The organism is Inquilinus limosus (assembly GCF_002195995.1).
GTDB lineage: Bacteria > Pseudomonadota > Alphaproteobacteria > DSM-16000 > Inquilinaceae > Inquilinus > Inquilinus limosus_C.
In genome coordinates this window covers 252,072-277,268 of the sequence record NZ_NHON01000001.1, presented here as the reverse complement: position 1 = coordinate 277,268, position 25,197 = coordinate 252,072, and the positions used below count along the sequence as shown (strand labels likewise).

The 25,197-nt window shown below is 67.2% G+C and carries 24 protein-coding genes; 13 read left to right on the top strand and 11 right to left on the bottom strand.

Going from position 1 to position 25,197, the window contains the following annotated elements:
* Nucleotides 1–12: 12 nt before the first annotated feature.
* A complete protein-coding gene (locus BWR60_RS01270) occupies nucleotides 13–957 on the top strand; it encodes a GlxA family transcriptional regulator (protein ID WP_088149181.1) in 945 nt (314 codons plus the stop codon).
* A 75-nt stretch (nucleotides 958–1,032) separates the two neighbouring features.
* Here the strand turns inward: BWR60_RS01270 and BWR60_RS01265 are convergent, their stop codons facing one another.
* The 3 genes from BWR60_RS01265 to BWR60_RS01255 form a co-directional block, all read right to left on the bottom strand.
* Nucleotides 1,033–2,025, bottom strand: a complete 993-nt coding sequence (locus BWR60_RS01265; RefSeq protein WP_429912996.1) for an alpha/beta fold hydrolase — start codon at nucleotides 2,023–2,025, stop codon at nucleotides 1,033–1,035.
* Between the two features lie 339 nt (nucleotides 2,026–2,364).
* Nucleotides 2,365–3,000 (bottom strand): tyrosine-type recombinase/integrase, encoded by a 636-nt coding sequence (locus BWR60_RS01260; RefSeq protein ID WP_088149179.1) that lies wholly within the window; start codon nucleotides 2,998–3,000, stop codon nucleotides 2,365–2,367.
* 344 nt (nucleotides 3,001–3,344) lie between these two features.
* On the bottom strand, nucleotides 3,345–3,512 hold the full coding sequence (locus BWR60_RS01255) for an amino acid synthesis family protein (RefSeq protein WP_088149178.1): 168 nt from the start codon (nucleotides 3,510–3,512) through the stop codon (nucleotides 3,345–3,347).
* Nucleotides 3,513–3,855: 343 nt separating this feature from the next.
* On the opposite strand from BWR60_RS01255, the gene BWR60_RS01250 reads away from it, so the two are divergent.
* Genes BWR60_RS01250 through BWR60_RS01225 form a run of 6 tightly spaced genes read left to right on the top strand, consistent with a single transcriptional unit; the run spans nucleotide 3,856 to nucleotide 9,634 of the window.
* Nucleotides 3,856–4,863, top strand: a complete 1,008-nt coding sequence (locus BWR60_RS01250) for an ABC transporter substrate-binding protein (protein WP_179221582.1) — start codon at nucleotides 3,856–3,858, stop codon at nucleotides 4,861–4,863.
* Between the two features lie 20 nt (nucleotides 4,864–4,883).
* The gene (locus BWR60_RS01245) at nucleotides 4,884–5,741 is read left to right on the top strand and encodes an ABC transporter permease (protein ID WP_088149176.1); all 858 of its coding nucleotides are present in this window, start codon (nucleotides 4,884–4,886) and stop codon (nucleotides 5,739–5,741) included.
* Complete coding sequence (locus BWR60_RS01240; protein WP_088149175.1) at nucleotides 5,734–6,507, top strand: ABC transporter ATP-binding protein; 774 nt, start codon at nucleotides 5,734–5,736, stop codon at nucleotides 6,505–6,507. The genes BWR60_RS01245 and BWR60_RS01240 overlap by 8 nt, the downstream gene beginning before the upstream one ends.
* Entirely contained in the window at nucleotides 6,504–7,919 is a 1,416-nt protein-coding gene (locus tag BWR60_RS01235; RefSeq protein ID WP_088149174.1) for an MFS transporter, read from the top strand. The genes BWR60_RS01240 and BWR60_RS01235 overlap by 4 nt, the downstream gene beginning before the upstream one ends.
* Before the next feature lie 24 nt (nucleotides 7,920–7,943).
* The gene (locus BWR60_RS01230; protein WP_088149173.1) at nucleotides 7,944–8,816 is read left to right on the top strand and encodes a TauD/TfdA dioxygenase family protein; all 873 of its coding nucleotides are present in this window, start codon (nucleotides 7,944–7,946) and stop codon (nucleotides 8,814–8,816) included.
* A gap of 14 nt (nucleotides 8,817–8,830) precedes the next feature.
* Entirely contained in the window at nucleotides 8,831–9,634 is an 804-nt protein-coding gene (locus BWR60_RS01225) for a sulfurtransferase (protein ID WP_179221581.1), read from the top strand.
* Here the strand turns inward: BWR60_RS01225 and gcvA are convergent.
* On the bottom strand, nucleotides 9,571–10,578 hold the full coding sequence (gene gcvA, locus BWR60_RS01220; protein ID WP_088149171.1) for a transcriptional regulator GcvA: 1,008 nt from the start codon (nucleotides 10,576–10,578) through the stop codon (nucleotides 9,571–9,573). The two genes, BWR60_RS01225 and gcvA, sit on opposite strands and share 64 nt — an antisense overlap.
* A 180-nt stretch (nucleotides 10,579–10,758) precedes the next feature.
* Here gcvA and BWR60_RS01215 point away from each other — a divergent pair, with 180 nt between their 5' ends.
* The 6 genes from BWR60_RS01215 (at nucleotide 10,759) to BWR60_RS01190 (ending at nucleotide 17,902) form a co-directional block, all read left to right on the top strand.
* Nucleotides 10,759–11,613 carry a TauD/TfdA dioxygenase family protein gene (locus BWR60_RS01215; RefSeq protein ID WP_088149170.1) on the top strand — a complete coding sequence of 285 codons (855 nt, stop codon included), beginning with the start codon at nucleotides 10,759–10,761 and terminating at the stop codon, nucleotides 11,611–11,613.
* A 146-nt stretch (nucleotides 11,614–11,759) separates the two neighbouring features.
* A complete protein-coding gene (locus BWR60_RS01210; RefSeq protein WP_088149169.1) occupies nucleotides 11,760–13,364 on the top strand; it encodes an ABC transporter substrate-binding protein in 1,605 nt (534 codons plus the stop codon).
* Between the two features lie 12 nt (nucleotides 13,365–13,376).
* Nucleotides 13,377–14,291, top strand: a complete 915-nt coding sequence (locus BWR60_RS01205) for an ABC transporter permease (protein WP_088149168.1) — start codon at nucleotides 13,377–13,379, stop codon at nucleotides 14,289–14,291.
* A gap of 9 nt (nucleotides 14,292–14,300) precedes the next feature.
* Entirely contained in the window at nucleotides 14,301–15,203 is a 903-nt protein-coding gene (locus BWR60_RS01200; RefSeq protein ID WP_088149167.1) for an ABC transporter permease, read from the top strand.
* A gap of 5 nt (nucleotides 15,204–15,208) precedes the next feature.
* Complete coding sequence (locus BWR60_RS01195) at nucleotides 15,209–17,203, top strand: ABC transporter ATP-binding protein (RefSeq protein WP_088149166.1); 1,995 nt, start codon at nucleotides 15,209–15,211, stop codon at nucleotides 17,201–17,203.
* 15 nt (nucleotides 17,204–17,218) lie between these two features.
* Complete coding sequence (locus tag BWR60_RS01190; RefSeq protein ID WP_088149165.1) at nucleotides 17,219–17,902, top strand: peroxiredoxin-like family protein; 684 nt, start codon at nucleotides 17,219–17,221, stop codon at nucleotides 17,900–17,902.
* Between the two features lie 105 nt (nucleotides 17,903–18,007).
* On the opposite strand, the gene BWR60_RS01185 is transcribed toward BWR60_RS01190, so the two are convergent.
* Genes BWR60_RS01185 through BWR60_RS01155 form a run of 7 tightly spaced genes read right to left on the bottom strand, consistent with a single transcriptional unit; the run spans nucleotide 18,008 to nucleotide 25,047 of the window.
* On the bottom strand, nucleotides 18,008–18,982 hold the full coding sequence (locus tag BWR60_RS01185; protein WP_088149164.1) for a ketopantoate reductase family protein: 975 nt from the start codon (nucleotides 18,980–18,982) through the stop codon (nucleotides 18,008–18,010).
* A 10-nt stretch (nucleotides 18,983–18,992) separates the two neighbouring features.
* Complete coding sequence (locus BWR60_RS01180; RefSeq protein ID WP_179221580.1) at nucleotides 18,993–20,138, bottom strand: alpha-hydroxy acid oxidase; 1,146 nt, start codon at nucleotides 20,136–20,138, stop codon at nucleotides 18,993–18,995.
* Nucleotides 20,135–21,043: a sulfurtransferase gene (locus tag BWR60_RS01175; RefSeq protein WP_088149162.1), complete on the bottom strand. Its 909-nt coding sequence runs from the start codon at nucleotides 21,041–21,043 to the stop codon at nucleotides 20,135–20,137. Before BWR60_RS01175 ends, BWR60_RS01180 begins: the two co-directional genes overlap by 4 nt.
* 42 nt (nucleotides 21,044–21,085) lie before the next feature.
* Nucleotides 21,086–22,108, bottom strand: a complete 1,023-nt coding sequence (locus tag BWR60_RS01170) for a Bug family tripartite tricarboxylate transporter substrate binding protein (RefSeq protein ID WP_088149161.1) — start codon at nucleotides 22,106–22,108, stop codon at nucleotides 21,086–21,088.
* A gap of 36 nt (nucleotides 22,109–22,144) precedes the next feature.
* The gene (locus BWR60_RS01165) at nucleotides 22,145–22,984 is read right to left on the bottom strand and encodes a TauD/TfdA dioxygenase family protein (RefSeq protein WP_088149160.1); all 840 of its coding nucleotides are present in this window, start codon (nucleotides 22,982–22,984) and stop codon (nucleotides 22,145–22,147) included.
* 47 nt (nucleotides 22,985–23,031) lie between these two features.
* The gene (locus tag BWR60_RS01160) at nucleotides 23,032–24,540 is read right to left on the bottom strand and encodes a tripartite tricarboxylate transporter permease (RefSeq protein WP_088149159.1); all 1,509 of its coding nucleotides are present in this window, start codon (nucleotides 24,538–24,540) and stop codon (nucleotides 23,032–23,034) included.
* A 15-nt stretch (nucleotides 24,541–24,555) separates the two neighbouring features.
* A complete protein-coding gene (locus BWR60_RS01155) occupies nucleotides 24,556–25,047 on the bottom strand; it encodes a tripartite tricarboxylate transporter TctB family protein (RefSeq protein WP_088149158.1) in 492 nt (163 codons plus the stop codon).
* Nucleotides 25,048–25,197: the final 150 nt, after the last annotated feature.

Genomic DNA, 25,197 nt, shown 5'->3' with positions numbered 1-25,197 from the left:
CGAAATTCGGACATGGCCCGCGAGATCGTTTTCTTCGTCTGCCCCGGATTCGTGCTGCTGGATTTGAGCGGTCCACTCGAAGCCCTGACCTCGGCCGAAGAGATGGCGCCTGGCAGCTACCGGCTGCACGTCGTGTCGTCGGCCGGCGGAGCTGTCGGGAGTTCGACCGGAGCGATAGTCATGACAGAGGGCGAGCTTCCGGCAGGGATAGACACCGTGATCGCGGTGGGGAACTTTGCGCTGGCCGACCGTCCGATCACTGGTGAGAGTATCGATATTCTGCGCGCCGCATCCTTGCGGGCCTGCCGTACCGCGAGTGTCTGCATGGGAGCTTTCATGCTGGCAGCAAGCGGGCTCCTGGATGGACACAAGGCGACCACCCATTGGCGCTACGCGGCGAAGCTGCAGGCATCCCATCCGGCCGTCCGGGTCGATGGCGACCGGATCTTCATTCATGATCGCGGCGTATGGACGTCTGCGGGCATGACCGCCGGCATCGACATGACTCTGGCGTTGATCGAAGAGGATCTCGGCCGGGAGATATCCCGCGCCGTCGCCAGGATGCTGGTGGTGTACTACCGGCGCCCCGGCGGACAGTTCCAGTACTCGTCGCTGCTCGAACTTGATCCCGAGCCTGGCCGAATTCGCGATGCCCTGTCCTTCGCGCGGGAGCATCTGTCCGAGCCTCTCCCGGTAGAGAGGCTGGCTGAAGCGGCCAGGCTGAGCGTTCGTCAGTTCAACCGCGTGTTTCTCGCGTCAACAGGGACGACCCCTGCGAAGGCGGTCGAACGCCTGAGGGTGGAAGCTGCCCGACCAAGAGTCGAGGAAGGGCGAGAGACGCTCGACCAGATTGCGCGAGCGACCGGGTTCGGGGATGCGGAGAGAATGCGCCAAAGCTTCATTCGCATCCTGGGGCTGACGCCGCAGGCGGCGCGGCGCGCAGGCCGGGACAGTTAAACGCTCGGAAAGGAGGCGAAGACCGGCAGCGGTCGCGCCGATCCCCGATGCGGGGACCGGCGCGGCTCGGACTGCTTAGGCCTTGATGAAGGCGAGCAGATCGGGATTGATTATCTCGGCATGCGTCGTGCACATGCCGTGCGGAAGTCCCTCGTAGACCTTCAGCGTCGCCTTCCTCAGCAGCTTGGAGGACAGCGGCGCGGAATCGGCAACCGGTACGATCTGGTCGTCATCCCCATGCATGACGAGCGTCGGCACGTCGATGACCTTGAGGTCTTCGGTGAAGTCGGTTTCTGAGAAGGCCTTGATACCATCATAGTGCGCCTTGGCCCCACCGATCATGCCCTGTCGCCACCAATTCTGGATCACACCTGGGGACGGCTTCGCGTTGGGCCGATTGAAGCTGTAGAAGGGCCCGCTTGCTAGATCGAGGTAGAATTGGGCGCGATTGGCGGCAAGCTGCTGCCGCAAGCCATCGAAGACCTCGACGGGAAGTCCGCCGGGGTTGGCCGTCGTCTTCACCATGATCGGCGGCACTGCGCCGATCAGTACGAGCTTGGCGACACGACCCTGCGGCTGGCCATGGCGGGCGACGTAGCGGGTCGCCTCGCCGCCACCGGTCGAATGACCGATATGAACGGCATTCCTGAGGTCGAGATGCTCGACGACGGCGGCGGCATCGCTCGCGTAGTGATCCATATCGTGGTCGTCAGCGACCTGGCTTGAACGCCCGTGGCCGCGTCGGTCGTGGGCCACGACACGGTAGCCCTTGTCAACGAAGTAGAGGAGTTGGGTGTCCCAGTCGTCGGCGCTGAGCGGCCAGCCATGATGGAAAACCAGAGGCTGAGCATCCTTGGAACCCCAGTCCTTGAAGTAGATCTCGACACCGTCGCTCGTCGTAACCGTTCCCATGTTTTCGGATTCTCCGGGTGCAGGAGTGAGGGGAAGAAGGCTCTGCGCAATGGCTAGCCAATGCGGTAGAGCCGCGAAGGCCGCGGCGCTGGGGCCGAGCGCGAGAACATCACGGGGAGCCGGGACGACCGGTCCAGCGGTCGTAAGTTCGGCCATCGAAGGCTCCGTCGTTTGCTGAAGCAACCGCGACAGTACGGACCACTTCTTATGGCGGAAAGGACATAGGTCCGGGGATTTCAGCCATGGAGTGCCGAGGGTGAGGCCGACCTGACGGACGCAAAGTCCAGGGCAATTCGTGAACCGGTTGTGACGGCCGGTTTTGAGCGCGGTTTGAGACCTGGGCTGATCGAGACATGCCGGCTTCTACCGGCTCGAGCGATGTCCGGAATCGGGCCGGCAGCGGGATGATCGCTTTTGGCGTGGGACGGTCAGGGTAGGCGAGCTACCCCGACCGTCGAGATCGATAGAGGTCGCGTGGCGCGTGTCACAGCGCCGTCATAGATCGAGCTGCTCGGAGATGCTGAGGGCGTCGTCGACCTCGATGCCGAGATAGCGGACAGTGCTCTCGAGCTTCCTATGACCGAGTAGGAGCTGGACCGCTCTCAGATTTCCGGTCTTGCGGTAGATCTGTGTCGCCTTGGTGCGCCGCATCGAATGTGTCCCGTAGGATGGGCTGTCGAGGCCGGCTTCAGTCACCCATCCATGGACAAGGCGAGCGTACTGACGTGTGGAGAGATGAGCCTGGCTTCGGACGCAGCTGGGAAACAGGAAGCCGGCCGTCGATCCGCGATGGGCCAGCCAAGCCTGCAATGATTTACGAGTGTTGTCGGTCAGTTCGAACTGAACCGGCCGGGCGGTCTTTTGCTGGACAATGGTCGCCCGGTCCCGGACGCGTCCCCCGATCTGGACGTCCTCGATCTTCAAGCTGACCAGGTCGCTGGCCCGGAGCTTGCTGTCGATCGCGAGATTGAACAGCGCCAGATCGCGCTCACGATCATCGATTTCGAGCCGTGCTCGGATGGACCAGGCATCCTTTGGCCTCAGCGGCCGCTTCTGTCCGACGAGCTGACCCTTGTTCCATGGGACGCGCCGATCTGTCGGGGCGTTCGGATCATCGGTGGTGATGGGCATCGCCTAACACTCCAAGGCCACCCTCCCACCACAGCGAACATCAACATGAGCGGCGCAATTTTACCACGAACGACGGTTGTGTCTGCTTCAGAAGTGCGTCGGCGGCTTCCGCTTGTGGCGCCTTCGAGCCGAGTGAATGGGCAGACCAATGCGGCAGGCGAAACGATGCCGATGCGGGTTCCAGTAGATTCAGGATGCCGTCGGGATGGATGTCCGAACGTCCACCTGGAAACCCGGCAAGCTCTGCGCATCGAAGATCCTGCGCGCCTCGTCGACCTCCTCGAAATGGCCGAGCATCGGCACGGTCACGGAGATGCCGGCCAGCCCGCGGGTGTTGCTGAAGTTCAGCCGCCCACGGCATCGCAGAACACGGTGCCGAAGTGCAGCGTGTGGATCGGGGCCGAGGCGTGGTCGACCTCATCGTTCAACCCCGCTACCGCGGCCTTGCCGTAGGCCTCGATCTGGTCGGCCGCGATCAGCGCCAGCAGCCGGACGAGCAGCGTCTCGGCCATTGCAGCGGTTCTCAGTCGCCTCGGCCGTGACCGGGCCTCGTCCAGGAAGAGCGCGTCGCCGATCACCGGCCAGGCAGCCTCGGTGATCGGACCGTAGGCAGCACACTTGCCTGAACTCCGCCTGCGCCTCAGGGCTCTCGATGCCTCGCACAAGCGGAGCTGCGGAAGGCCGGATTCGGTGAGTTTGGTGTCAGTGAGCTCAATCCAATATATCGAATATTTAATGTTAATTAAAATATTTCAATTGTCCGATGTGTGTGTTTGGAGGTGAGTAACTCAAGGATCGAGTGGTTTCGACGCTGTGCCGGCGCGTATGCCATGTTCTTCGAGGAGACACTGTCCAATGTTCCGCAGCCTCTCTCACGCCACCGTGGTCACCGCTGCGATCTCTGTCGCGGCCTTGGCTCCGGGGGCTGCTGCAGCTCAGGAACTTCCGAGGCTCGACGTTACGGTCTTCGCGCCACCCTCGCAAAGCATCTGGCTTCCCGTGCTGATCCAGCAGCTGGGTCTCGACACGAAGCACGGCTTCAAGCTGGAGGTGACGGCCAAGCCATCCCGCGTCGCCTATGCCGATTTTGCGACCGGCGCAGATCCGGTCTGCTACTGCTCCTCGATCTCGGCGGTGGCGCGCTTTGTCGAACAAGGATCGCAGATCTCGCTGCTCTGGAACATTTTCGACTATGACTATTATATCGTCACCACCAATTCCGAGATTAAGACAGCCAAGGACCTCGCGGGGCGCACCCTGCTGGCCGATACGGTCACCGGCTCCTGGGCGAGCGCGGCCTGGCTGCTGTCGCAGTCGGGGCTGGATTTATCCTCGGTGCAAATCCGTTCGACCTCTGGCCGGGGGGCGGCGGCGCTCGCTGAGCTGACCACTGGCCGGGTCGACGCGCTTGCGGCCAATCCGACCGAGACCGCGACGCTTCTTTCAGAAGGCGGTCCAGACCTCAAAGCCTTCTCGATCTTCGACAAAGCGCTTTGGGCCAGGACATCCGACGCGCCGGCGATGCCGAGCATCGCCTTCGGGGTGTGGAAAACCTGGTATGACGAGCCGGAGAATGCCGCCCTGGCCCGCCGCTTCTATGCAGCGAACGTCGAGGCCGCCGATTATGTGCGCCAGAATCCGGCGAAGGCCGCCGCACTCGTTGCGGCGGACGCCCAGGTGCCGGAGGCGGCCCTCAACGATGTCTTCACCCGCTTCCCGCACCTCATCAACATCCGACCAATCGCCGACTACCGGTCGGCTATTGCCGAACTGACCCAGAAGCTTCTGCCCGAGGCGGAGCAGCTGGAGCGGCCGCTGACCGATGAGGAGCTGAAGCTCTACGTGTCGGATTTCCGGCCCTGAGCCCGACCGGGAATGAGGTCATGACGGAGGATGCTGCACTCGTCGGCGAAAAGCCCCGGCGCCGAGGATACGCGGAAGACGGGCGGCCCGCGTTGCTTGGACGGCTCGGCCGCCGGCTGAGAGGCGTCAATGTCGAGGGGACGATTGCCCTCGTCGGGCTGCTGGTGCTGTGGCAGATCGCATCCGCAAACTATCCGCCGATGTTCTTCCCGCCGCTGCAGAAGATCTGGGCGACGGCCGTGCAGACCTTCGAGACGCCTTCGACCCTCCTGTCCATCGGGACGACCTATCTCCGCATCACGCTATCCTTGATCGGGTCCTTCTTCATCGCTTCGGCGTTGGGGGTGGGGGCGGCGCTCAACCGGCGGATCGAGCGGTTCCTCGTGCCGCTGGTCGAGTTGAAGCAGGGGATTCCAGCAGTCTGCTGGATCATCTTCGCGATCCTGTGGTTCCGCGACATGGAGACCCGCATCGCCTTCGTGGTGGTGACGGCGGCCTTGCCGAGCTTCTTCTACCAGGCCCGGGACGCGGTGCGGTCGATCCCGCGGGACCTCTGGGACATGGTACGGGCCCTGCGACCGAACCTGCTCCAGGTCCTGCGCATCCTGGTGGTTCCATCCACCCTGCCGTCGCTGCTCACCGTCTGGCGGGTCAATATCGGCAACGGCACCCGCGTCACCATCATGGCCGAGCTTCTGGGCGGCATCACTGGCATTGGACATCAGCTTCGGCTGTCGCAGGAATTATTCCGCATGGACCAGGTGATCGTCTGGACCGCCGCGCTCGTCGCCTTCGTGATCCTGGGCAACCTCGTCCTGTCCGCCATCGAAAGGCGCGTCCTCAGATGGCGCCCGAGGAACGAGACGTCCCATGGTTGAGATCGCCATCCGCTTCTCGGACGTGACCAGAATCTTTCCGCGGCCGGTGCGGCGCCCCGCGGTGCTGGGGCTGCAATTCGCAGTCGAGCGTGGGGACTACGTCTGCATCCTCGGCCGCACCGGCTGCGGCAAGTCGACAACGGTCAACCTGCTCCTCGGCCTCGACCGGCCAACCTCGGGGAAGATCACTGTCTTCGGGCACGATCCCGCTCGTGATTTTCGGGCGCTGCGGGGGCGCATCGGCTGCGTCTTCCAGTCCGACCGGCTGCTACCTTGGCGCACGGCCGTCGGCAATGTCCGGGTGCCGCTGGAGATCATCGGCCCACGCGGTCCCGAGGCCCCCAGCGCGGAGGAGTGCCTGGCCAAGGTAGGGTTGGCCGGATACGAGGATGCCTTCCCGCACGAGCTTTCGGGCGGGATGCGGCAGCGGGTGGCGCTGGCCCGGGCGCTGGTCAGCGACCCCGATATCCTGGTTGCCGACGAGGCCTTCGGCCATCTCGACGAGGTGACGGCCCATACGCTGCGCGCCGCCTTCAAGGAGATCGCGCGGGAGACCGGCAAGACCGTCCTCCAGATCACCCATTCGATCGATGAGGCCCTGGCGCTCGCCAACCGCATCCTGGTCTTCGGACGTCCCGGCCATGTCGCGGCCGACTTCGACGTCGTGGATTTCGCGGGGGCGGGGGGGCGCTCCCGGCTGCGCGAGGCGATCCGTGCCCGCATCGAGGATGCGGAGACCGCCGAAGTCCGGGGCATGGCGATATGAGCACGGCGCTTTCCCCCCGTTCGCGCACCATCGCCTTGATCGTCGCGGGTGCCTTCTTCATGGAGCAACTCGACACGACCATCATTGCGACGGCGGTGCCGGAGATCGCACGCGCGCTCGCCGTCGAGCCGTTGTCGCTCAATCTCGCGATGACGGCCTATATCCTCAGCCTCGCCGCCTTTGTGCCGATCAGCGGCAAGATCGCCGACCGGTTCGGCACCCGCACGGTCTTTGCGGCGGCGACGCTCATCTTCACCGCGGCGTCTTTCCTCTGCGGCATCGCGGACAGTCTGGAGGCGCTGGTCGCCGCCCGGGTGCTGCAAGGCCTCGGCGGCGCGATGATGGCCCCGATCGGGCGGCTGATCGTGCTGCGCAGCGTCTCCAAATCCGAGATGGTGGAGGCCATGGCCTGGGTGCTGCTGCCCGCCATGGTGGCGCCGGTGATCGGCCCGGCCCTTGGCGGCCTCATCACCACCTATGCCTCCTGGCGCTGGGTCTTCTTCATCAACATCCCGCTGGGTCTCGTCGCCCTGGTCCTGATCCTGACCAGGATCGAGCAATTCCGGCAGGAGGAGCCGGTGCGGTTCGACATTCCCGGCTTCCTGCTGACCGCCCTTTGCTTCGCCTCGGCGGCGGCAGGGGTGGAGGCGATCGCTCACGGCCTTGGCGGACTTAACTTGGCGCTCGGCATCTTCGCGGTCTCGGGGGCGGCGATGGTCGCCTACCTGCTGCATGCCCGCCGCCGGCCGCAACCGGTGCTGGACCTGAGCCTGCTGACGGTCCCGACCTTCCGCTGGTCCTTGGTCGGCGGGTCGGTCTTCCGTCTGTCGGTCGGCGGTCTGCCGTTCCTGCTGCCCGTCGCCTTCCAGCTCGGCTTCGGCTACTCGGCGCTGGAAGGCGGTCTCATCGTGCTGGTGCCGGCAGTCGGCGGCCTCGCCATGAAGGCCTTCAGCACGCGCATTCTCAAGACCTACGGCTTCCGCTCGTCCCTGATCGTCAGCGGGTTCGTCTGCGGCGTACTGCTGGTCGGCTACGCCGCGATGACGGTCAACTGGCCCCTGCCGGCGATCGCGGCGGTGCTGCTGGTCTTCGGCCTGTGCCGGTCCTTGAACATGAATGCCTATGGCACCGTCTCCTACGCCGATGTCGAAACGCCGCGGATGGCGGCGGCGACCAGCCTGTTCCTCACCTTCCAGAACCTGTCGACCGGCTTCGGCGTGGCGGTGGCTGCGCTCGCCGTCCGGCTGGCCCAGGGGCTGGCGCCAGAGGCCGCACCCGTCGCGCATTTCTCCGGCGCCTTCGCGCTGCTGGCGGCGATCTGCTTCGTCAGCGTCGGCTTTTCCTTCCTGCTCGAACGCACGGCGGGCGACGAGGTCAGCGGCTATGCCGCGTCCCGGCTCGCGCGCCGCTGACCCTTTCCTCCAGAAGAGGCCATCATGACCGCTAAGCTGCACGTCTATGAAGAACACGCCGCCGATCCATCGGGCTACGCCGGCGTCACCATCAAGCCCTGGTCGCCGGCCATCGGCGCCCGCGTCTCGGACTATCGCTATGAGAAGGGCGAGGTGCCGGAGGCGGTCCGCGCCGCCCTTTTGCATGCGCTCTACAATCACGGCGTGCTGGTGTTCGAGCCGGGGACCGTGACCGCGCGGAACTTCACCGACTTCATCCGCTTTCTGGGTGAGCCCCTGAACTATGGCGGGCCGCACACGCCCAAGGCCGCCGAGAACCCGGCGGCGCTGACCATCGATTCCGAGCGCAACAAGTATCTGCGCAACCACATCTGGCATGTCGACGGCGGCTATTCCCCGAACCCGCCGCGTTTCACGGCGCTCTATGCCAAGGAACTGCCAGAGTCCGGTGGCGACACGATCTTCGCCAATGCCGCGCGAGCCCTTGAGCTGTTCGATCCGCTGTTCCGCGCCTATCTCGAGTCGCTGACCGCCATCACCTATTCCGACGCGACCGGTCATCTCGCCGACCGCTATTTCGATCCCGAGGAGCTAGCCCGGCAGCGTGCCAGGCTGCCGGCCTTCGAGGTGCCGCTGATCGCAACCCATCCCGAAACGGGACGCAAGCGCATCAACGTCAACGAGTCCTACACCAACTACATCAAGGGCCAGACCCGCGTCGTCAGCCAGAACATCCTCGGCATCCTCTTCGACGCCATCAAAGCACCGGAGGTGCAGCTCCGGCTGACCTGGCAGCCCGGCCTGCTGGCGATCTGGGACAACCGCGTCGTCCAGCACAAGGGCCTCAAGGACTATGCGGCCGGCAACCGCGTGCTCTATCGCGCGACCATAGCGTGAGGATGCAAGAGCCCATGCCAGTTCTCATCTCCGCCGCCGAACTGGGGCGCCTGCAGGACACCGGCGCACCTCTGGTGATCCTCGATGCTCGCTTCGACGTCGCCCGGCAGGACATCCGCCCGGCCGTCGAGACCCCGCACATTCCCGGCGCGCTCTATGTCGACGTCGCCACAGAGCTGGCGGGCGATCCGACGGCACTTTCCGGGCGACGGCCGCTGCCGCAGATCCGCGACCTGCAGCGCGACGCCCGGCGCTGGGGCATCGATCCCGACAGCATCGTCGTCGTCTACGATGAGAACAGGAACATACAGGCGGCGCGGGTCTGGTGGGTGCTGCGGTGGGCCGGGGTGAAGGATGTCCGCCTGCTGAACGGCGGATTCGGCGCCTGGACGGGCGAAGGGCGGCCGACGATGGTCACGGTCAAGGTCCCGGCGACCGGCACGGTCACGCTGTCTGCCGGCCACCTGCCGGTGGTGGATGCCGCCGGGGCCGCGGCGGTCGCCGGCCAGGGTATTCTGCTGGATGCGCGGGCACGCGACGCCTATCTCGCCGGCCATATCCCTGGCGCGGTCAACGTGCCGAGCGCCGAGAGCCTCGGGACCGGCGGCGTCTTCAAGGCGGTCGAGGATCTGCGGGCTCGGTTCGCCGATGCCGGCGTCGACGGCTCGCGGCCGGTGGCGGCCTATTGCGGGGCCGGCATCGCGTCGGCCCATGCCGTGGCGGTGCTGGCGAGCCTGGGGATCGAGGCGGCGCTCTATCCCGGATCCTGGTCGGCCTGGAGCGCGGATCCCTCCCGGCCGGTGGCGACGGATGATTGACGCGACGCGTCGGCCTCGGCATGGAGCCAGTCGATCAGCATCTTGATCCTGGGGCGGCGGAAGTTGCGCGCCGGGCCGACGATGTAATAGGCGAACTCGGTCGGCGTCGCCTGATCGAACAGTCGGACCAGCCGGCCGGTGCGCAGGTCGTTCTCGGCGAGCGCCGACTTGGCGAGAGCGATGCCTTCGCCTTGCGCGGCAGCCTCGATAGCGAGAGCGGAGAGGGTGAAGCGCGGTCCGCGCAGGCCGGGATTGGCGTCTCCTTCTCCTGCTGCCCGCAGCCACATGGGCCAGGTTGGTCCGGCATGGTCCCGCAGGAGGCTATCGCTGTGCAGCAGCACGTGGTCCCGCAGGTCCGTCGGGGTCTTCACCGGCTTGTTCTTGAGCAGGGCGGGGCTGGCGACCGGGAACATCGTTTCGGACATCAGCAGTTCCGCCGTCAGGTCCGGATACCGTCCCGGCCCGTAGCGGATTGCGATGTCGACACCGTCATTCTGGAAATTGGAGAGCAGGCTGCTGGCAATGATCCGCAGATCGATGCCCGGATGCGCCTGCTGAAAGCGGCCAAGACGGGGCAGCAGCCATTTGCTTGCAAAGGAGGAGGGCACGCTGACGGTGATGGCGTGATCCTTGTCCTCGAAGGACTCGGCTGCCGCGAGCGCCGCCACCAGCCTGTCGAGTGCCTCTCGGACCCCCGGCAGGCAGGCCTCGCCGGCCTCGGTGACCACAACGTTGCGGCCGATCCGGCGCAGCAGCGGCACGCCGAGATGATCCTCCAGCTGACGGATCTGGTGGTTGACTGCGGCCGGGGTGACGCAGAGCTCGTCGGCAGCCCGGCTCAGGCTCTGATGGCGGCTGACCGCCTCCAGCGCCCGCAAGGTGGTGAGGGACGGGAGGCGGCGCCAGTTTGGCGGCGACTGGGGAGCGAGATAGGTCGAGTCCATGGTGGGCCTGTCAGCAGGATCTTAATAACAAATCATCTGTGCATATTTTAAAATATATAACAGTATGAATTGACATTCTCTAAAAGAATCACGAACATAGTCAGCAGAATCGATGGCACGCCTTCGAACTCCGCCGCCACTGGCTTGCCGCCCCTTGACCCTCATCGGAAGGAGCAGAGCATGAGCGCAGCAGTGCAATTGCAGGAGAGATCCGAGGCGTCGCTGGACATCCGGCCGCTGCAACCGACGATCGGCGCCGAGATCGCCGGCGTCGACCTGCGTCAGCCGCTGTCGGATGCGGTGCGCGACGAGATCCGGGCGGCCGTCCTGAAGCACAAGGTCGTCTTCTTCCGCGACCAGGACCTGATACGCGAACAGCACGAGGCGTTCGCGAAGCAGTTCGGTCCGCTCTACACCCATCCGAGCACCACGTCGGTGGCGCAGGTCCCGGCGATCCACCAGATCGTGCCGCACGAGGTGAAGCCGGTGATCGCCGATCCGAAGGCGGCCTTCCGCGACGGCTATCACACCGACACCAGCTGGCGCCTCGTGCCGGCCTGGGGGGCCGTGCTCCGCGCCGTGAACCTGCCCCCGGTCGGCGGCGACACCATCTGGGTGGATGCGGGCCTGGCCTATCGCGAGCTGTCGGACGAGCTCAAGCAGCGCCTGGACGGCCTGCACGTGACCCATGATTTCCGGTCGTCCCTGAACCGGGCCGGGCACGACTACCCGATCGTCGCCCATCCGATCGTGCGGACGCATCGCGAGACCGGCGAGAAGATCCTCTGGGTGAACTTCAGCCAGAGCCCGTCCATCGTCGGGCTCGACCGCGCCGAGGGGCATGAGCTCCTGACGCGGGTCCTCGACCAGTATCGCCGGCCGGAATTCCAGGTCCGGTTCAGCTGGCGTCCGGGCTCCATCGCCTTCTGGGACAACCGTGCGGCCGTCCACTACGCGGTCCGCAACTACGGCGATTTCCCGCGGCTGATGGAGCGGGTGCTGATCGCCGACGAGCGGCTCCACGCCGATCTCTGACGAGGAGGGAGGGGCGGGCCCGGCGACGGCCCGCTCCCGCGGCCGCGCGGCGGGCTTCCGTGGTCGGGAGGAGGCCGCGCGGTTCGCATCCCCCGATGCCGGCACTCCGCGCTCTCGCCCCAGGCGGCTCATAGAGGCAGACAGACATGCCCACCAGACGTCAGTTCGGCCTGCTTGTCGCGGGCTCCGTCCTCGCGGTCTCCGGTGCGCGCGGCCAGGCGCCCGCCGCCCCGAAATCCGGCGGAGAGCTGGTGTTCGGCCTTGACGGGGCGGCGGTCGTCAAGTTCGTGCTCGACCCCCACAATTCGGGCTTCGCGCCGCACAACCGCGTCTTCCGATCGATCTTCGACAGTCTTCTGGTGCTGCTGCCCGATCAGTCGGTCGGACCCTGGCTGGCAACCGCGTGGGAGGTCTCGCCCGACCAGACGTCCTACACCTTCAAGCTGCGGACGGACGTCACCTTCCATGACGGAACGCGCTTCGATGCGGCGGCGGTGAAGGCCAATCTCGACCGGATCAAGGACCCGAAGAACGCCCTCGTCGCCCTGCCGGACATCGGCCCCTATGCAGGCTCGGAGGCGCTGGGCGACGACACGGTGCGGATCACGCTGTCGGAACCTTTCGCCCCGTTGCTCCGCAATCTCACCAAGACGACCCTGGGCATCGTCTCGCCCGCCGCCGTCGCGACATATGGCGAGACCTTCGGCCAGAACCCGGTCGGCACGGGCCCGTTCCGCTTCGCCGGCCTGACCCAGGGCACCGAGATCCGGCTGGCCCGGAACGACGACTACCGTTGGGCGCCGCCGACGGCCACGCATCCCGGACCTGCCTATCTGGACCAGCTGACCTTCAAGAACGTCCCGGAGGAGGCGACCCGGGTCGCCGCGCTGCAGAGCGGGCAGGTGCACGCCGCCGACGGGATTCCGCCGCAGAACATCGTCGCGCTGCAATCCGACGCCGGCTTCCGCGTCCTGCAGAAGGAGCTGCTGAACAACAACTACACGCTCTACCTGAACGTCGCGAAGGCGCCGTGGGACGACGAGGAGATCCGGCAGGCGGTCCAGCTTTCGCTCGACATCGACACCATCGTGCGCGTGATCCATCTGGGCACGCAGCCGCGTGCCTGGTCGCCGCTCTCGCCGTCGATCTTCGCATCGAACGACAAGGATCTCGCCAAGTCCTGGAGCCACGATCCCGGCCGGGCGGCGCAGATCCTCGACCAGAAGGGCTGGATCCCGGGCGAGGGCGGCATTCGTCAGAAGGACGGCAAGCGCCTCACCATCAGCTTCGTCGACACCCAGGGCAATCGCGAAAAGCGCCTCGACGTGATCCAACTGGCGCGGCGGCAGCTGGCGAAGAGCGGCATCGAACTGACCATCGACAGCCAGCCGGCCGGGACCTACACCGCCAAGCTCGCCTCCGGCGACTACGACCTCTCCGGCGCAAGCCAGTTCGCGCCCGATCCGGATGTGCTGCGCCGCCTCCACCTGCCCGAGGGGCGCGCCAGATCCTCGGTCTCCAAGGTCGACGATCCCGAGATCAGCCAGTGGCTGAAGGCCGGCTTCCGCGAGGCAGACCCGGACAGGCGCGCCGAGCTGTACCGGCAGGTCCAGCGCAAGCTGGTCGCGAAGGCCTACGCGATCCCGGTCTATGTGCTGCTCTACACCATCGCGGCCTCGGAAGACGTGAACGGCCTCACGATCGATACGCACGGCTTCCCGGAGTTCCAGGGCGCCTGGCTCAGCGCGTAGCGGGACGGATCCATGCCCTACTTCCTGCGAAGGCTGCTCGGCGCGGCGCTCGTCGTCTTCGGCGCGCTCACCGTGGTGTTCCTGGTCCTGTTCTGGCTGCCCGGCGACCCGGCGGCCTTGATCGCCGGCGAGGACGCCTCGGCCGAGACGATCGAGCGGATTCGCGACCGCCTCGGCACCGACCGCCCGCTGTGGGAGCAATACGCCGCCTATCTGCAGGGGCTGGCCCGCGGCGATCTGGGGACGTCGTTCTCCACCGGCGAGCCGGTGTTCGGCCGGTTGTGGGCGCAGGTTCCGTCAACGCTGGTCCTGACCTGCCTGTCCTGCGCGGTGGCGATCGTCGTCGGCATCGGCGCGGGCGTGACGGCTGCGGTCAACAGGGACGGCTGGGTCGACCAAGCCATCCAGGCCGCGACCCTGTTCCTCACCTCGATGCCGTCCTTCTGGCTCGGCATCCTGCTGATCCTGGTCTTCTCGGTGACCCTGCAGTGGCTGCCGGCCATCGGCAGCGGCAGCCTGAAGCAGCTCGTGCTGCCGGTCGCCTGCCTCGGGCTGATCGCCGCCGGGAAGCTGGCGCGGATGGTACGCGACAGCGTGCTCGACGTGCTCGACGAACCCTTCGTCACGACGCTGCGCGGCAAGGGGCTGCGGGAACGGCAGGTATTGTACCGGCACGTGCTGCGCAACGCACTGATCCCCGTCGTGACCCTGCTCGGCATCCTGACAGGCGAACTGCTGTCGGGCGCCGTGGTCACGGAGACGCTGTTCGCCCGCCAGGGCGTGGGCCGCATCCTGGTCGAGGCGGTCGGCGTCAAGGACATCCCGGTGGTGCAGGGCGTGATCCTGTTCGTATCGGTCATCTACGTGCTCATCAACCTGCTGGTCGACCTCTCCTACGGCTGGATCGACCGGCGGGTCCGGCCCTGAGGATCTGACATGGTGAGTGGCCAGGCGGCAGAGCCCGCCCTCGACCTGACGCTGCCGCGAGGCGCCGCGATTCAGCCCCGACGCCGGCCGCGGCTGCCGCCGGCGCTGAGGCCGCGCATCGCGCTGCCCGCCCTGGTGGTGGCGGCCATCGTCGCCTGTGCGCTGGCGCCGGCCTGGATCGCGCCGTTCGATCCGACCGACATGGACGCGGAGGCGATCCTGCAGGCGCCGGGCCCGGTGCATTGGCTGGGCACCGATCATTTCGGCCGGGACGTGCTGAGCCTCGTGATCCACGGCGCGCGGCAATCCCTGCTGATGGGGGCCTGCGCGGTCGGCCTCGGCGGGCTGATCGGCGGGATCATCGGCCTCGTCTCGGGCTATGCCGGACGCGTGGTCGACATGGTGCTGATGCGCTTCGTCGACATCTGGATGGCGGTGCCCGACATCCTGCTGGCGATCGTCATCGCGGCCGCGCTCGGCGCCAGCCTCGGCAACACGATCCTGGCGGTCGGGCTGGTGACCGTGCCGCGCTATGCGCGGGTGATGCGGGCGCAGGTCATCGCCGTCAGAGGCCGGCCCTTCATCGAGGCGTCGCGCTCGATCGGCAGCTCCCACGGTCTGATCCTCCTGCGCCACATCCTGCCGCACACGCTGTCGTCGATGCTGGTGATGGCCACGCTCGGCATCGCCAATGCGATCCTGATCGGGGCCAGCCTCAGCTTCATCGGCCTCGGCGTCATCGACGACCGGCCGGACTGGGGCTTCCTGCTGAGCCAGGGGCGCAGCTACCTGACCGTCGCCTGGTGGTTCGCCACCTTTCCCGGCCTGGCGATCACCGCGCTGGTGATCTCGGTGAACCTGCTGGGCGACGCGCTGCGCAACCGGTTCGATCCGCGTCTGCGTGCGGGCTGAGAGCCATGGACGCGCTTCTCGACATCAAGGCCTTGTCCGTCGAATTGCCGACGCAAGCGGGGATGCTCAAGGCGGTCGATGCGATCGACCTGCGGATCGGCGCCGGGGAGACGGTCTGCCTCGTCGGCGAATCGGGCAGCGGCAAGACCTTGACCGCCCTGTCGATCATGCGGTTGATCGACCACAAGGGCGGCAGGCTCGCCCGCGGCGAGGTGCGGCTGGACGGCCGCAACCTGGCCCGGCTGTCGCAGCGCGAGATGAGCGACCTGCGCGGGCGCGCCATCGGCATCGTGTTCCAGGAACCGATGACCGCCTTCGACCCGGTGTTCACCATCGGCACGCAGATCGCCGAGGTCATCGTGCGGCACCGGGGGCTCGGCCGCGCCGCGGCCCGGAAAGAGGCGATCGGCCTGCTGCAGCGCGTGAAGATTCCGGATCCCCATCTGCGCGTCGACCAATACCCGCACCAGCTGTCCGGGGGGATGCGCCAGCGGGCGATGATCGCCATGGCGCTGGCCTGCAGCCCGCGGCTGCTGATCGCCGATGAGCCGACCACCGCCCTCGACGTCACCATCCAGGCCCAGATCCTGACGCTGCTGAAGGAGTTGCAGGCCGAGACCGGCATGGCGATCCTGCTGATCACGCATGATCTCGGCATCGCCGCCGAGGTGGCGGACCGCGTGGTCGTGATGTATGCCGGCCGTGTCGTCGAGGACGCGCCGGTGGCCGAACTGTTCGCGCGGCCGGCCCATCCCTATGCCCGCGGATTGCTGCAGTCGGTGGTCGGGGCCCGGGTCGACCGCGGCCGGCGGCTGCATTCGATCCGCGGCACGATCCCGAGCCTGTCGCATCCGCCGTCGGGCTGCCGCTTCCATCCGCGATGCCCGCGCGCGACACGGCAATGCGCGGCCGAGGCGCCGCCGCTGCGGCCGGAGGGCGCCCGTCGGGTGGCGTGCTGGCATCCGCATGACGACCCGATGCCGCGACCGGCGCCGGGGGAGGCCGTGGCGGCCTCGCCGGTCCCCGCAGCGGTCCGGAAGCCGCTGTTCGACGTCGTCGACCTGCACAAGCACTATCCGCTGGGCATCGCCTGGCCCGGCGTCACGCGGCCGGTGGTGCGCGCGGTCGACGGCGTGTCGTTCCAGATCCACGAGGGCGAGACCTTCGGGCTGGTGGGGGAGTCGGGGAGCGGCAAGTCGACGCTCGCACGCCTGCTGCTCCAGCTCGAACCGGCCACGGGCGGCCGGGTCGCCTTCGACGGCAGGGATCTCGCGGGACTCGACCGCCATGGCGTGCGGCAGATGCGGCGCCACATGCAGATGGTGTTCCAGGATCCCTACGGATCGATCGATCCGCGCTGGACCGTGGGCGGCATCATCGGCGAACCGCTGGCCGTCCATGAGCGCCTCGCCTCGGCGCAGCGCCGCGAGCGCGTGCAGGCGCTGCTCGAGCAGGTCGGCCTCGACCCTGCCTGGCACAGCCGCCATCCGCACCAGCTGTCCGGCGGGCAGCGCCAGCGCGTCGCCATCGCCCGCGCGATCGCGCTGCAGCCCCGCTTCGTCCTGGCCGACGAGGCGGTGTCGGCGCTGGACGTCTCGGTCCAGGCGCAGGTCGTCAACCTGCTGCAGGACCTGAAGGAACGGCTGGGGCTGACCTATCTGTTCATCGGCCACGGGCTGCATCTGGTGCGGCATGTCTCCGACCGCATCGGCGTGATGTATCTCGGCCGCCTCGTCGAGATCGGGCCGGCCGACGCGCTGTTCCGCCATCCGGCCCACCACTACACACGGGCGCTGGTGTCGGCGATCCCCGAGCCCGACCCGCAGGCCCGGCGCAGCTTCGTGCCTCTTCCGGGCGAGATCCCGTCGCCGACCCGGCCGCCGCCCGGCTGCCGCTTCCACACGCGCTGCCCCGCCGCCACCGCGCGCTGCCGGCAGGAGGAGCCGCCTCCGGTCGCCATCGGCTCGCAGCGGGTGGTGGCCTGCCATCATCCCCTCTGACATCGAGGAGGTTCCATGACCCGAGGCCCGACGCTGCGCGCGCAGCTCGCCGCCCTTCATGCCCACCGCGTCGCCACCTGGGATCCGGCGGCGCTGCAGGTCAACATCGATCAGCGCGCGGCGCTGGTGGAGCGGGCGAAGCACGCGGCCTTCGTGCAGGCCGGCGACACCGTTGCTGATTTCCAGGTGCCGGAGGTCGACGGCGCGACCCTCTCGCTCGGCACGTTGCTGGCGTCCGGGCCGCTCGTGCTGGTCTTCTTCCGCTTTGCCGGCTGCCCGGCCTGCAACATTGCGCTGCCCTACTATCGCGACCAACTGGCCCCTGGTCTGCGCGAGCTGGGCGCCACGCTGCTCGCGCTCAGTCCCCAGGTGCCGGAGCGACTGGTCGAGATCAAACGCCGGCACCAGCTCGACTTCCTGGTCGCATCGGATCCGGACAACGCGCTCGGCCGCCGCTTCGGCATCCTCTACAGCTATGACGAGCCGTCCCGTCGGGCCGCGCTGGCCCAAGGCCGGCCGATCGGTGAGGTCACCGGGACCGGCACCTGGGAGCTGCCGATGCCCACGGCCATCGTCATCGATCCGAGGCGGGTGGTGCGCTTCGCCGACGTCAGCCCGGACTGGCTCGCGCGGACGGAGGCCGAGGACATCCTGGCCGCTGTTCGTGCCCTGGCGCGGTCATCCGGCGTGGCTGCTTAAAGCGTTGGAAGGCGCGGACTCGACGAGGTGTTTGGCGTGCAGTGACAGGCCTATTGCAATAGCACGCGCCGCGACCATCCGACTGGCCTTGCTTGGCCATCAGCATCACGTCGAGCTCCCTTGTGAACTGCGAGTGCGTGCCTCCAGCAGGATCGATAGGATTTCGAGCACCGGCGCAGGGCAGGACAGCGCGCGGGCAAGATCCCGCACCACCAGGATCTGGGCATCCAGTTCGAGCGGCCGTCCCGCGATGAGATCCTGCTGCATCGAGGAGCGATGGGGCAGTCCCGCCATGTGGGCGAGCCGTTCCGAGGCGTCGTCTGGGAGCGTGATCCCGAGGGCGGCCGCGATGGCGCGCGCTTCCGCCAGAACCTGCCGATAGAGAACGGCGAGGCCGGGGTTGGAGGCGATCTGGTCGGCCCGGCTCAAGGTCAGGCAGCCGATCGATGACGCGGCGAGATTGTGCAGCAGCTTTTCCCAGACCGCAGCGCGGATGTTGTCGGTGATCCCCACCTCGTCGAGACCCGCGGCCAGTATGGCGGCGAGCTCCGCCTGCCGGGGGTGGGGCGAGCCCGCGGCGGCGCCAAGCAGGAAGCGGTTGCGGCTCGAGACGTTGCGCACCACCCCCGGCGCTATGATCGCATTCGCCGAATGAACCACGCAGCCGACGGTGCGTGCCGCGCCGATCTTACGCTTCAGCCGGCCGCCTGGGTCGAGCCGTGCCAGCGCGGCGACCGGCATGGCCAAGCTTTCGCCGTACCACCAGGGAATGCCGTTGACGGCGAACGTGACGACGGTGTCCGGACCGACGAGCGGGACGAGATCGTCGAGCGCCGCACCAAGCGTGTGAGCCTTGAGCGCCACGATCACGGCGTCTTGGGTACCGAGGCGGCACGTGTCGTCTTCGGCAGAGACCGGAACGGTGAAATCCTCGGCATCCGAGACGAGCCGAAGGCCCCCCGTGCGGATGGCCGCCACCGTCGGCGGGCGTCCGACAAGCACGGGATCGATGCCCGCGCGGGCAAGCCGCGCGGCGATATGGCAGCCGACTGCGCCGGCCCCGAACACCGCGAGCCTCATGAGGCTGCCCTCATCGGGTGATGGCCCCGGACTCCGCGGCTGTGGCCGATGCCTGCTCAAGGAGCACAGCAAGATGGGGAAAGGCGCGGTGCAACGGATCCTGTGCCGGATATGCCGGGTGGGCGGCGCGCAGCATATGAGGGCCGAGGGCGGCCAGACATCCGACACCGAGCAGGACGAGGGTTGTACGGATCTCTTCCTCGAGGAGCGTGAGGATTCTCTCGACACCGAATTGTCCGGCGGCGGCGAGGCCGAAGCCGTAGAGGCGGCCGATGGCGACGAGATCGGCCCCGAGTGCGATCGCCTTGATGACGTCGGTGCCCCGGCGAACACCGCCGTCGAGGATGATCCGGGCCCTGCCGTCGACTGACGCCGATACCTCCGGCAGGCAGTCCAGCGCCCCGAGGCCTTGGTCAAGCTGCCGTCCGCCATGGGTGGACACCCAGATTCCTGCGGCGCCGATCTCGCAGGCGCGGGCAGCGTCTTCCGCGGCCGTGATGCCCTTGATCACCACCGGAAGCGGCGTGCGCCGAACGAGGGCTCCGAGATCGTCCCACGAAAGCCGGGCGCGATGGCGCCCGTCCGGACGTTCGAAACGCGGGAGGTCGGGAGAGGGCGGCCGCTCGCGCAAGCCCATGACCGGCAGGTCGACCGTGACGACGAGTGCCTGATAGCCGGCGGCCTCGGCACGGTCGGCCGCGGCCGTTGCCCACGTAGCGTCACCGTCGATGTAAAGCTGGAACCAGCGGATGCCGGACGGTGCGGCCCGCGCTCCCCGCACCAATCCGTCTTTCAGCACCGAGGAGACGGCGATCGGCACGCCGAAGGCCTCTGCGGCCTTCGCCGCGCCCTCGATTCCGTCGGGGTGCAATTGGTCGAGCGAGCCGATGCTCGACAGGATTACGGGAAGCCGGCTCCTCCGTCCGAACGCGTCCGCTGCGACGTCGGTCGTCTCGATGCCCGTCAGCACCCGTTGACGCAGAGCAATTCGATCGAACGCGTCGCGGTCGCGGGCGAGAGTGGTCTCCGTCTCCGCCCCGCCGACGAGATAGGCCCAGACATCGTCGGCCAGACGCCGCCGGGCGGCCGCAATGATCTCGGTGGAGGTGACAAAGGTCTCCGCCGAGCCCGTCGGCGATGGAAAGCGTCGTCTCATGCCGTCCCATCCGATGCCGGAAGCGCCGGAGCCGACATCGGAAGCGCAGGATCTCGCGCCCATTCGGCCAGCGAGGCGTCGTAGACCGCGACGTCGTCGTGGCCGATGCGGGCGAGCGCAAAGGCGTCCACCGCGGCAGCGATGCCTGCGCCGCAATAGGTGATGGCCCGTTCGCCCGGCCCGATGCCCGCCGAGGCGAAGCGAGCCTCGATCTCGGGCGGTGCGCGGAAGCGGTTTGTCGCAGGATCGACCAGATCGCCTTGGGGCACGTTCACGCTCCCGGTGATGTGGCCGCGTCGGCCGTGCCTGGATTCCGCCTCTCCAGAGTGAGCGGCCGGCGACAGAGCGTTGACGACCCTGACGGTGGAATCGGATAAGGCCGCCAGCACGTCATCGCGGCCGACAAAGCCATGCCGCACCGTCTGGATCTCGAAGCGGGCGGGCGCGAACGGGGCTGCGCTTCCACTCTCGAGGGTCCGTCCTTCGGCCACCCAGCGTCTGCGTCCGCCGTCGAGGATCGCGGCCCTGTCGAAGCCGACGTGGCGCAGCATCCACCACAACCGTGCCGCAAAGCCGTAGCTTCCGATGGAGTACAGCACGACCCGGCTGTCGTTGCCGATGCCGGATGCACCGAGGGCAGCGGCAAATCGGTCGAGCGACGGCATCATGAAGTCGAACGGGCTGTCGGGATCCGAGAAATCCGCCTTGAGGTCGAGATGGCGGGCGCCCGGGATGTGCCCGGCTTCATACGCGTCGCGGGCCGGCACCAGAGGCCCGTCCGGCTCGCGAACGGAGGCCACGCCGGAAGTGACGTCGAAGACGAGGAGGTCCGGCTCGTCCAGATGGGCGGCGAGCCATGGTGTGCTCACCAGAAAGCGATCGAAATCCGCATGTTGTCCGGACATGGCAGTCCTTGCGTGTTGGATTGCAGGGGAAGTGGAGTGTGCTCAGTTCTGCTTGGCCGGCAACTCGGCGAGCTGCTTGACGTAGAGGTCGGTCTGCGACCGCAGCAGCTCGGCAAGGTCTTGGGACGTCGTGCCGATCGGGCTGCCGTCCCACTCGGCCAGGGTTTTCCGGAAGGAGGGATCCGCGAGGATCTGGCCCGACGCCGCTTCGAGCCTGGCCCGGATGGCATCGGGGAGACCCTTCGGGGCGAACAGGGCGAACCAGGTGAAGCCCTTGCCGAGCGTCGTATACCCGAGCTCCGACACCGTCGGCACATCCGTGAATGCCGCCGACCGCTCATGGGTCGCAATGGCCAGCGGCTTCAGGGCGCCGTCACGGATATAGGGCTGCACGAAGGCGGTCGTCAGGAACGCGTAGTCGACATCGCCCGAGATCAACGCCAACGCCTGTTCGGATCCACCCTTGTAGGGGATCGGCACGATATCGGTGCCGGTTTCGCTCTTCAGCGCCTCGCCCATCAGGGATGAGCCGGTGGAAACGCCGTTGGTGGCGTAGTTCAGCCTGCCGGGAGCGGCTTTCGCCGTTGTCACCAGATCGCGCAAATCGCGATAGGGCTTGTTGACGCTGGTCACCAGAAGGAAGGGGAAGGACACGATCGGGGCGATCGGCGTGAGGTCCCGCGCCGGATCGAACGTGTCGTCGGAGGCGAGCGCCGCGTTGAGCGACAGCCCGTCGGAGCCGACGAGCAGGGTGTATCCGTCCGCCGGCTGCTGGGCGGCCCAGCGCGTGCCGACGACCCCGCTGCCTCCGGCCTTGGTCTCTACGACGATCGGCTGCTTCAGGATCGCCTCGAGCCGCTCGCCGAACACCCGGGACACCTTGTCGGTCACGCCGCCCGCGAATGGCACGACGAGGTGGATGGGGCGATTGGGATAGCTGTCCTCGGCGATTGCCGGAACGGTCCAGAAAGCCAGCGTAGCGGGAACGACGACGGCCAGCAATGTGCGCTGCACGGCCGCTCTCAGGGCGAACATCGCCGGAAGGTGCATCTGCGGTATCGACATGGTCTTGGCTTCCGTTCAAGGGATGGCGGACGGAGATCAGGCAGGGACTTCGCCTTGGACGGTCACGCGATAGAGCAGGCGCGGATAGTCGCCGTAGTCGTGGATCGCGTAGTGTGTGGTGGCCCGGTTGTCCCAGATCACCAGGTCGCCTTTGGTCCAGCGATGGCGGTAGCTGAATTCGGGCCTGCCAAGAAGCGACTGCAGGTACGACAGCAGCGGCCGGCTGTCCTCGCGGCTTACATTCTCGAAATGCTCGGCGTGCGCGCTGACGAACAGCAGCTTCCTGCCGGTCTCCGGATGGGTACGGATCACCGGATGGGCCCAGCCCGGCAGGTCGCGGTCGATCCCGTTGAGGACGATGTCCTGGGCGCGGCCATAATGAACCGCCTTCAAATGGGCGAGGGTGGACTTGTACCCCTCCGGGAGGGCGTCATAGACGGCGTACTGGTTGCACCACATGGTGTCGCCGCCGACGGGCGGCACCTCTTGGGCCGACAGGATGGTGATCTTGGCCGGGGCGGGGACGAAGGGGCTGTCGGAGTGCCAGCGCTCGGAAATGGCCTTCGACTTGCCCTTGTTGGAGATCGGGATCGCGAAGGTCGCCCCCGGCACCGGCCTCTGCAGCGGACCGATCCAGAGCTCGCCGAAGCGCCGGCCGAACGTCTCGAGCTCGACGGCGTCGAGGCCCTGTCCGGGGATCACCACCACGCCGCGCTCATAGAGGATGCGGGCGATCGCCGCGAAGGCCGCATCGTCGATGCTGCGCAAGTTGCCGATTTCGGCAATGCGGGTTCCGGTGTAGGGCGACAGCGGTGCGGCCTCGAACGGCAGCTCCGGCTGTTCAAGGGCGTGGGTTGGCGCCGGGACGGTGGACATCGCGGATTCTCCGGGATCGAGCGGCTTTGGGGAAGGTTGGCGGCGCTTCAGGCATCGGCCTCGTTGAACACCTGGGCGCGGGTCCGGCGGATCGCCGGCACGGCGACCACGACCACGAGCGCGGCCGTGACGGCCAGCAGGAGCGCCGAGATTGGGCGTGTCACCAGCACGCTCGGGTCGCCGCGCGACAGCAGCAGCGCGCGGCGAAGGTTCTCCTCCATCGTCGGACCGAGGGTGAAGCCGAGGAGCAGCGGGGCCGGCTCGCAGCCGAGCTTGTGGAGGAGGACGCCGAACAGCGCGAAAGGAACGAGCATCCAGACGTCGAAGGCGGAGCCGGCCACCGTATAGACGCCGATCAGGCAGAACAGGATGATGGCTGGATAGAGCATCCGGTACGGCACCGACAGGAGCCGAACCCAGATGCCGACCAGCGGAAGATTGAGGATCACGAGCAGCAGGTTGCCGATCCACATCGAGGCGATCAGACCCCAAAACAGCTCGGGGTTCGCCGTCATCGAGCGCGGTCCCGGCTGGATGTTGTGCAGCGCGAGGGCGCCGATCATCATCGCCATCGTCGGATTGGTGGGAATGCCGAGCGTCAGCATCGGCACGAACGAGGTCTGCGCTCCGGCGTTGTTGGCCGATTCCGGCCCGGCCACGCCCTCGATCGCGCCTTCGCCGAAGCGGGAGGGATCGCGTGCGATCCTTTTCTCCAGGGTATAGGAGGCGAAGGAGGACAAAAGCGCCCCGCCGCCGGGCAGAACGCCGAGCACCGCACCAATCGCGGTACCACGCAGCACCGCGGGCGCTGCCTGGCGGGCCTCGCTCCGGGTCAGCCACAGCCCGTCCATCTTGCGGGTGAAGACCTCGCGGTCGGTGCCGCCCTCGAGGTTGGCGACGATCTCGCGGAAGGCGAACAGGCCCATGGACAGGCCGATGAAGCCGAGGCCGTCTGCCAGCTCGGGCACGCCGAAGCCGAAGCGGGTGATGCCGTATTCGAGATCCGGCCCGATCATGCCGAGCAGCAATCCCAGGGCCACGACGGCGATGGCCTTGAGGAGCGAGCCATGGGCAAGGACCACAGCACCGATCAACCCGAGCACCATGAGCGAGAAGTATTCCGCCGGGCCGAAGCTGAGGGCGATCCTGGACAGCGGCGCGGCGAAGGCGGCGATGAGCAGGGTCGCCACCGTGCCGGCGAAGAACGAACCGATGGCCGCGATGGCCAGCGCTGCGCCCGCCCGTCCGCGCCGCGCCATGGCATAGCCGTCGAGGCAGGTGACGATCGACGAGGACTCGCCGGGGAGATTGACCAGGATCGCCGTGGTCGAGCCGCCGTATTGGGCTCCATAGTAGATGCCCGCGAGCATGATGATGGCGGACTCTGGCTCCAGGGCGTAGGTCGCCGGCAGCAGCATCGCTATCGTCGCGACGGGGCCGAGGCCTGGCAGCACGCCGATCAGCGTGCCGATCAGCACGCCGAGGAACGCGTAGGACAGATTCGCCACCGTCAGAGCCGTCGTGAGACCGATGGAGAGATGCGCGAGAAGATCCACGGGGGCGCTTCCGTTTCAGTGCGCCAGGACGGGCGGCCATGCTTCGAACGGCAGGTGCAGCACCTCGATGAACAGGAGCCAGGCGACGGCAGAGAGCAGGGCGGCCTCGACAATGGCGCCGCGCCAGGTGGCATCCCGGGCCGCCCGGCTTGCCACCAGCGTCGCCAGAAACGAGGCGACGATCAGCCCGAGAGGCTGAAACAGCGTCGCGAACACCACGATGCTGCCGGCGATCCAGCAGAGACCGGCGAGATCGATCGTCACCGCCTCACGATCCCGTCCCCGGGCGCCGACGCCTTTGGCGGCGATCGCCGCGCCGAGGGCGGTCAGGACACCCGACAATAGGGTCGGGAAGTAGCCGGGACCCATTTTCGACGCGGTGCCGAGGGCATAGCCCTGGGACAGCACGAGCCCGATCAGCCCGGCCGCGACGAAGAGCGCGCCGCTCCACAGATTCTTCGATAGGCACAGTGTCAGAGAGCGTGAAGTCGCGAGAGGCGAGGTCATGGGTTGGATCTCGTTTTTGGAGGATGCGAGGCCGCCGGCATGCGCCGGTGCCCATCGGCACTCGGATCAAGTGCCTCAACCAAATTTACATTCATGAATGGACAATTTTATTATTAACAGTCAAATATGAAAAATATATGCTCTTATGCG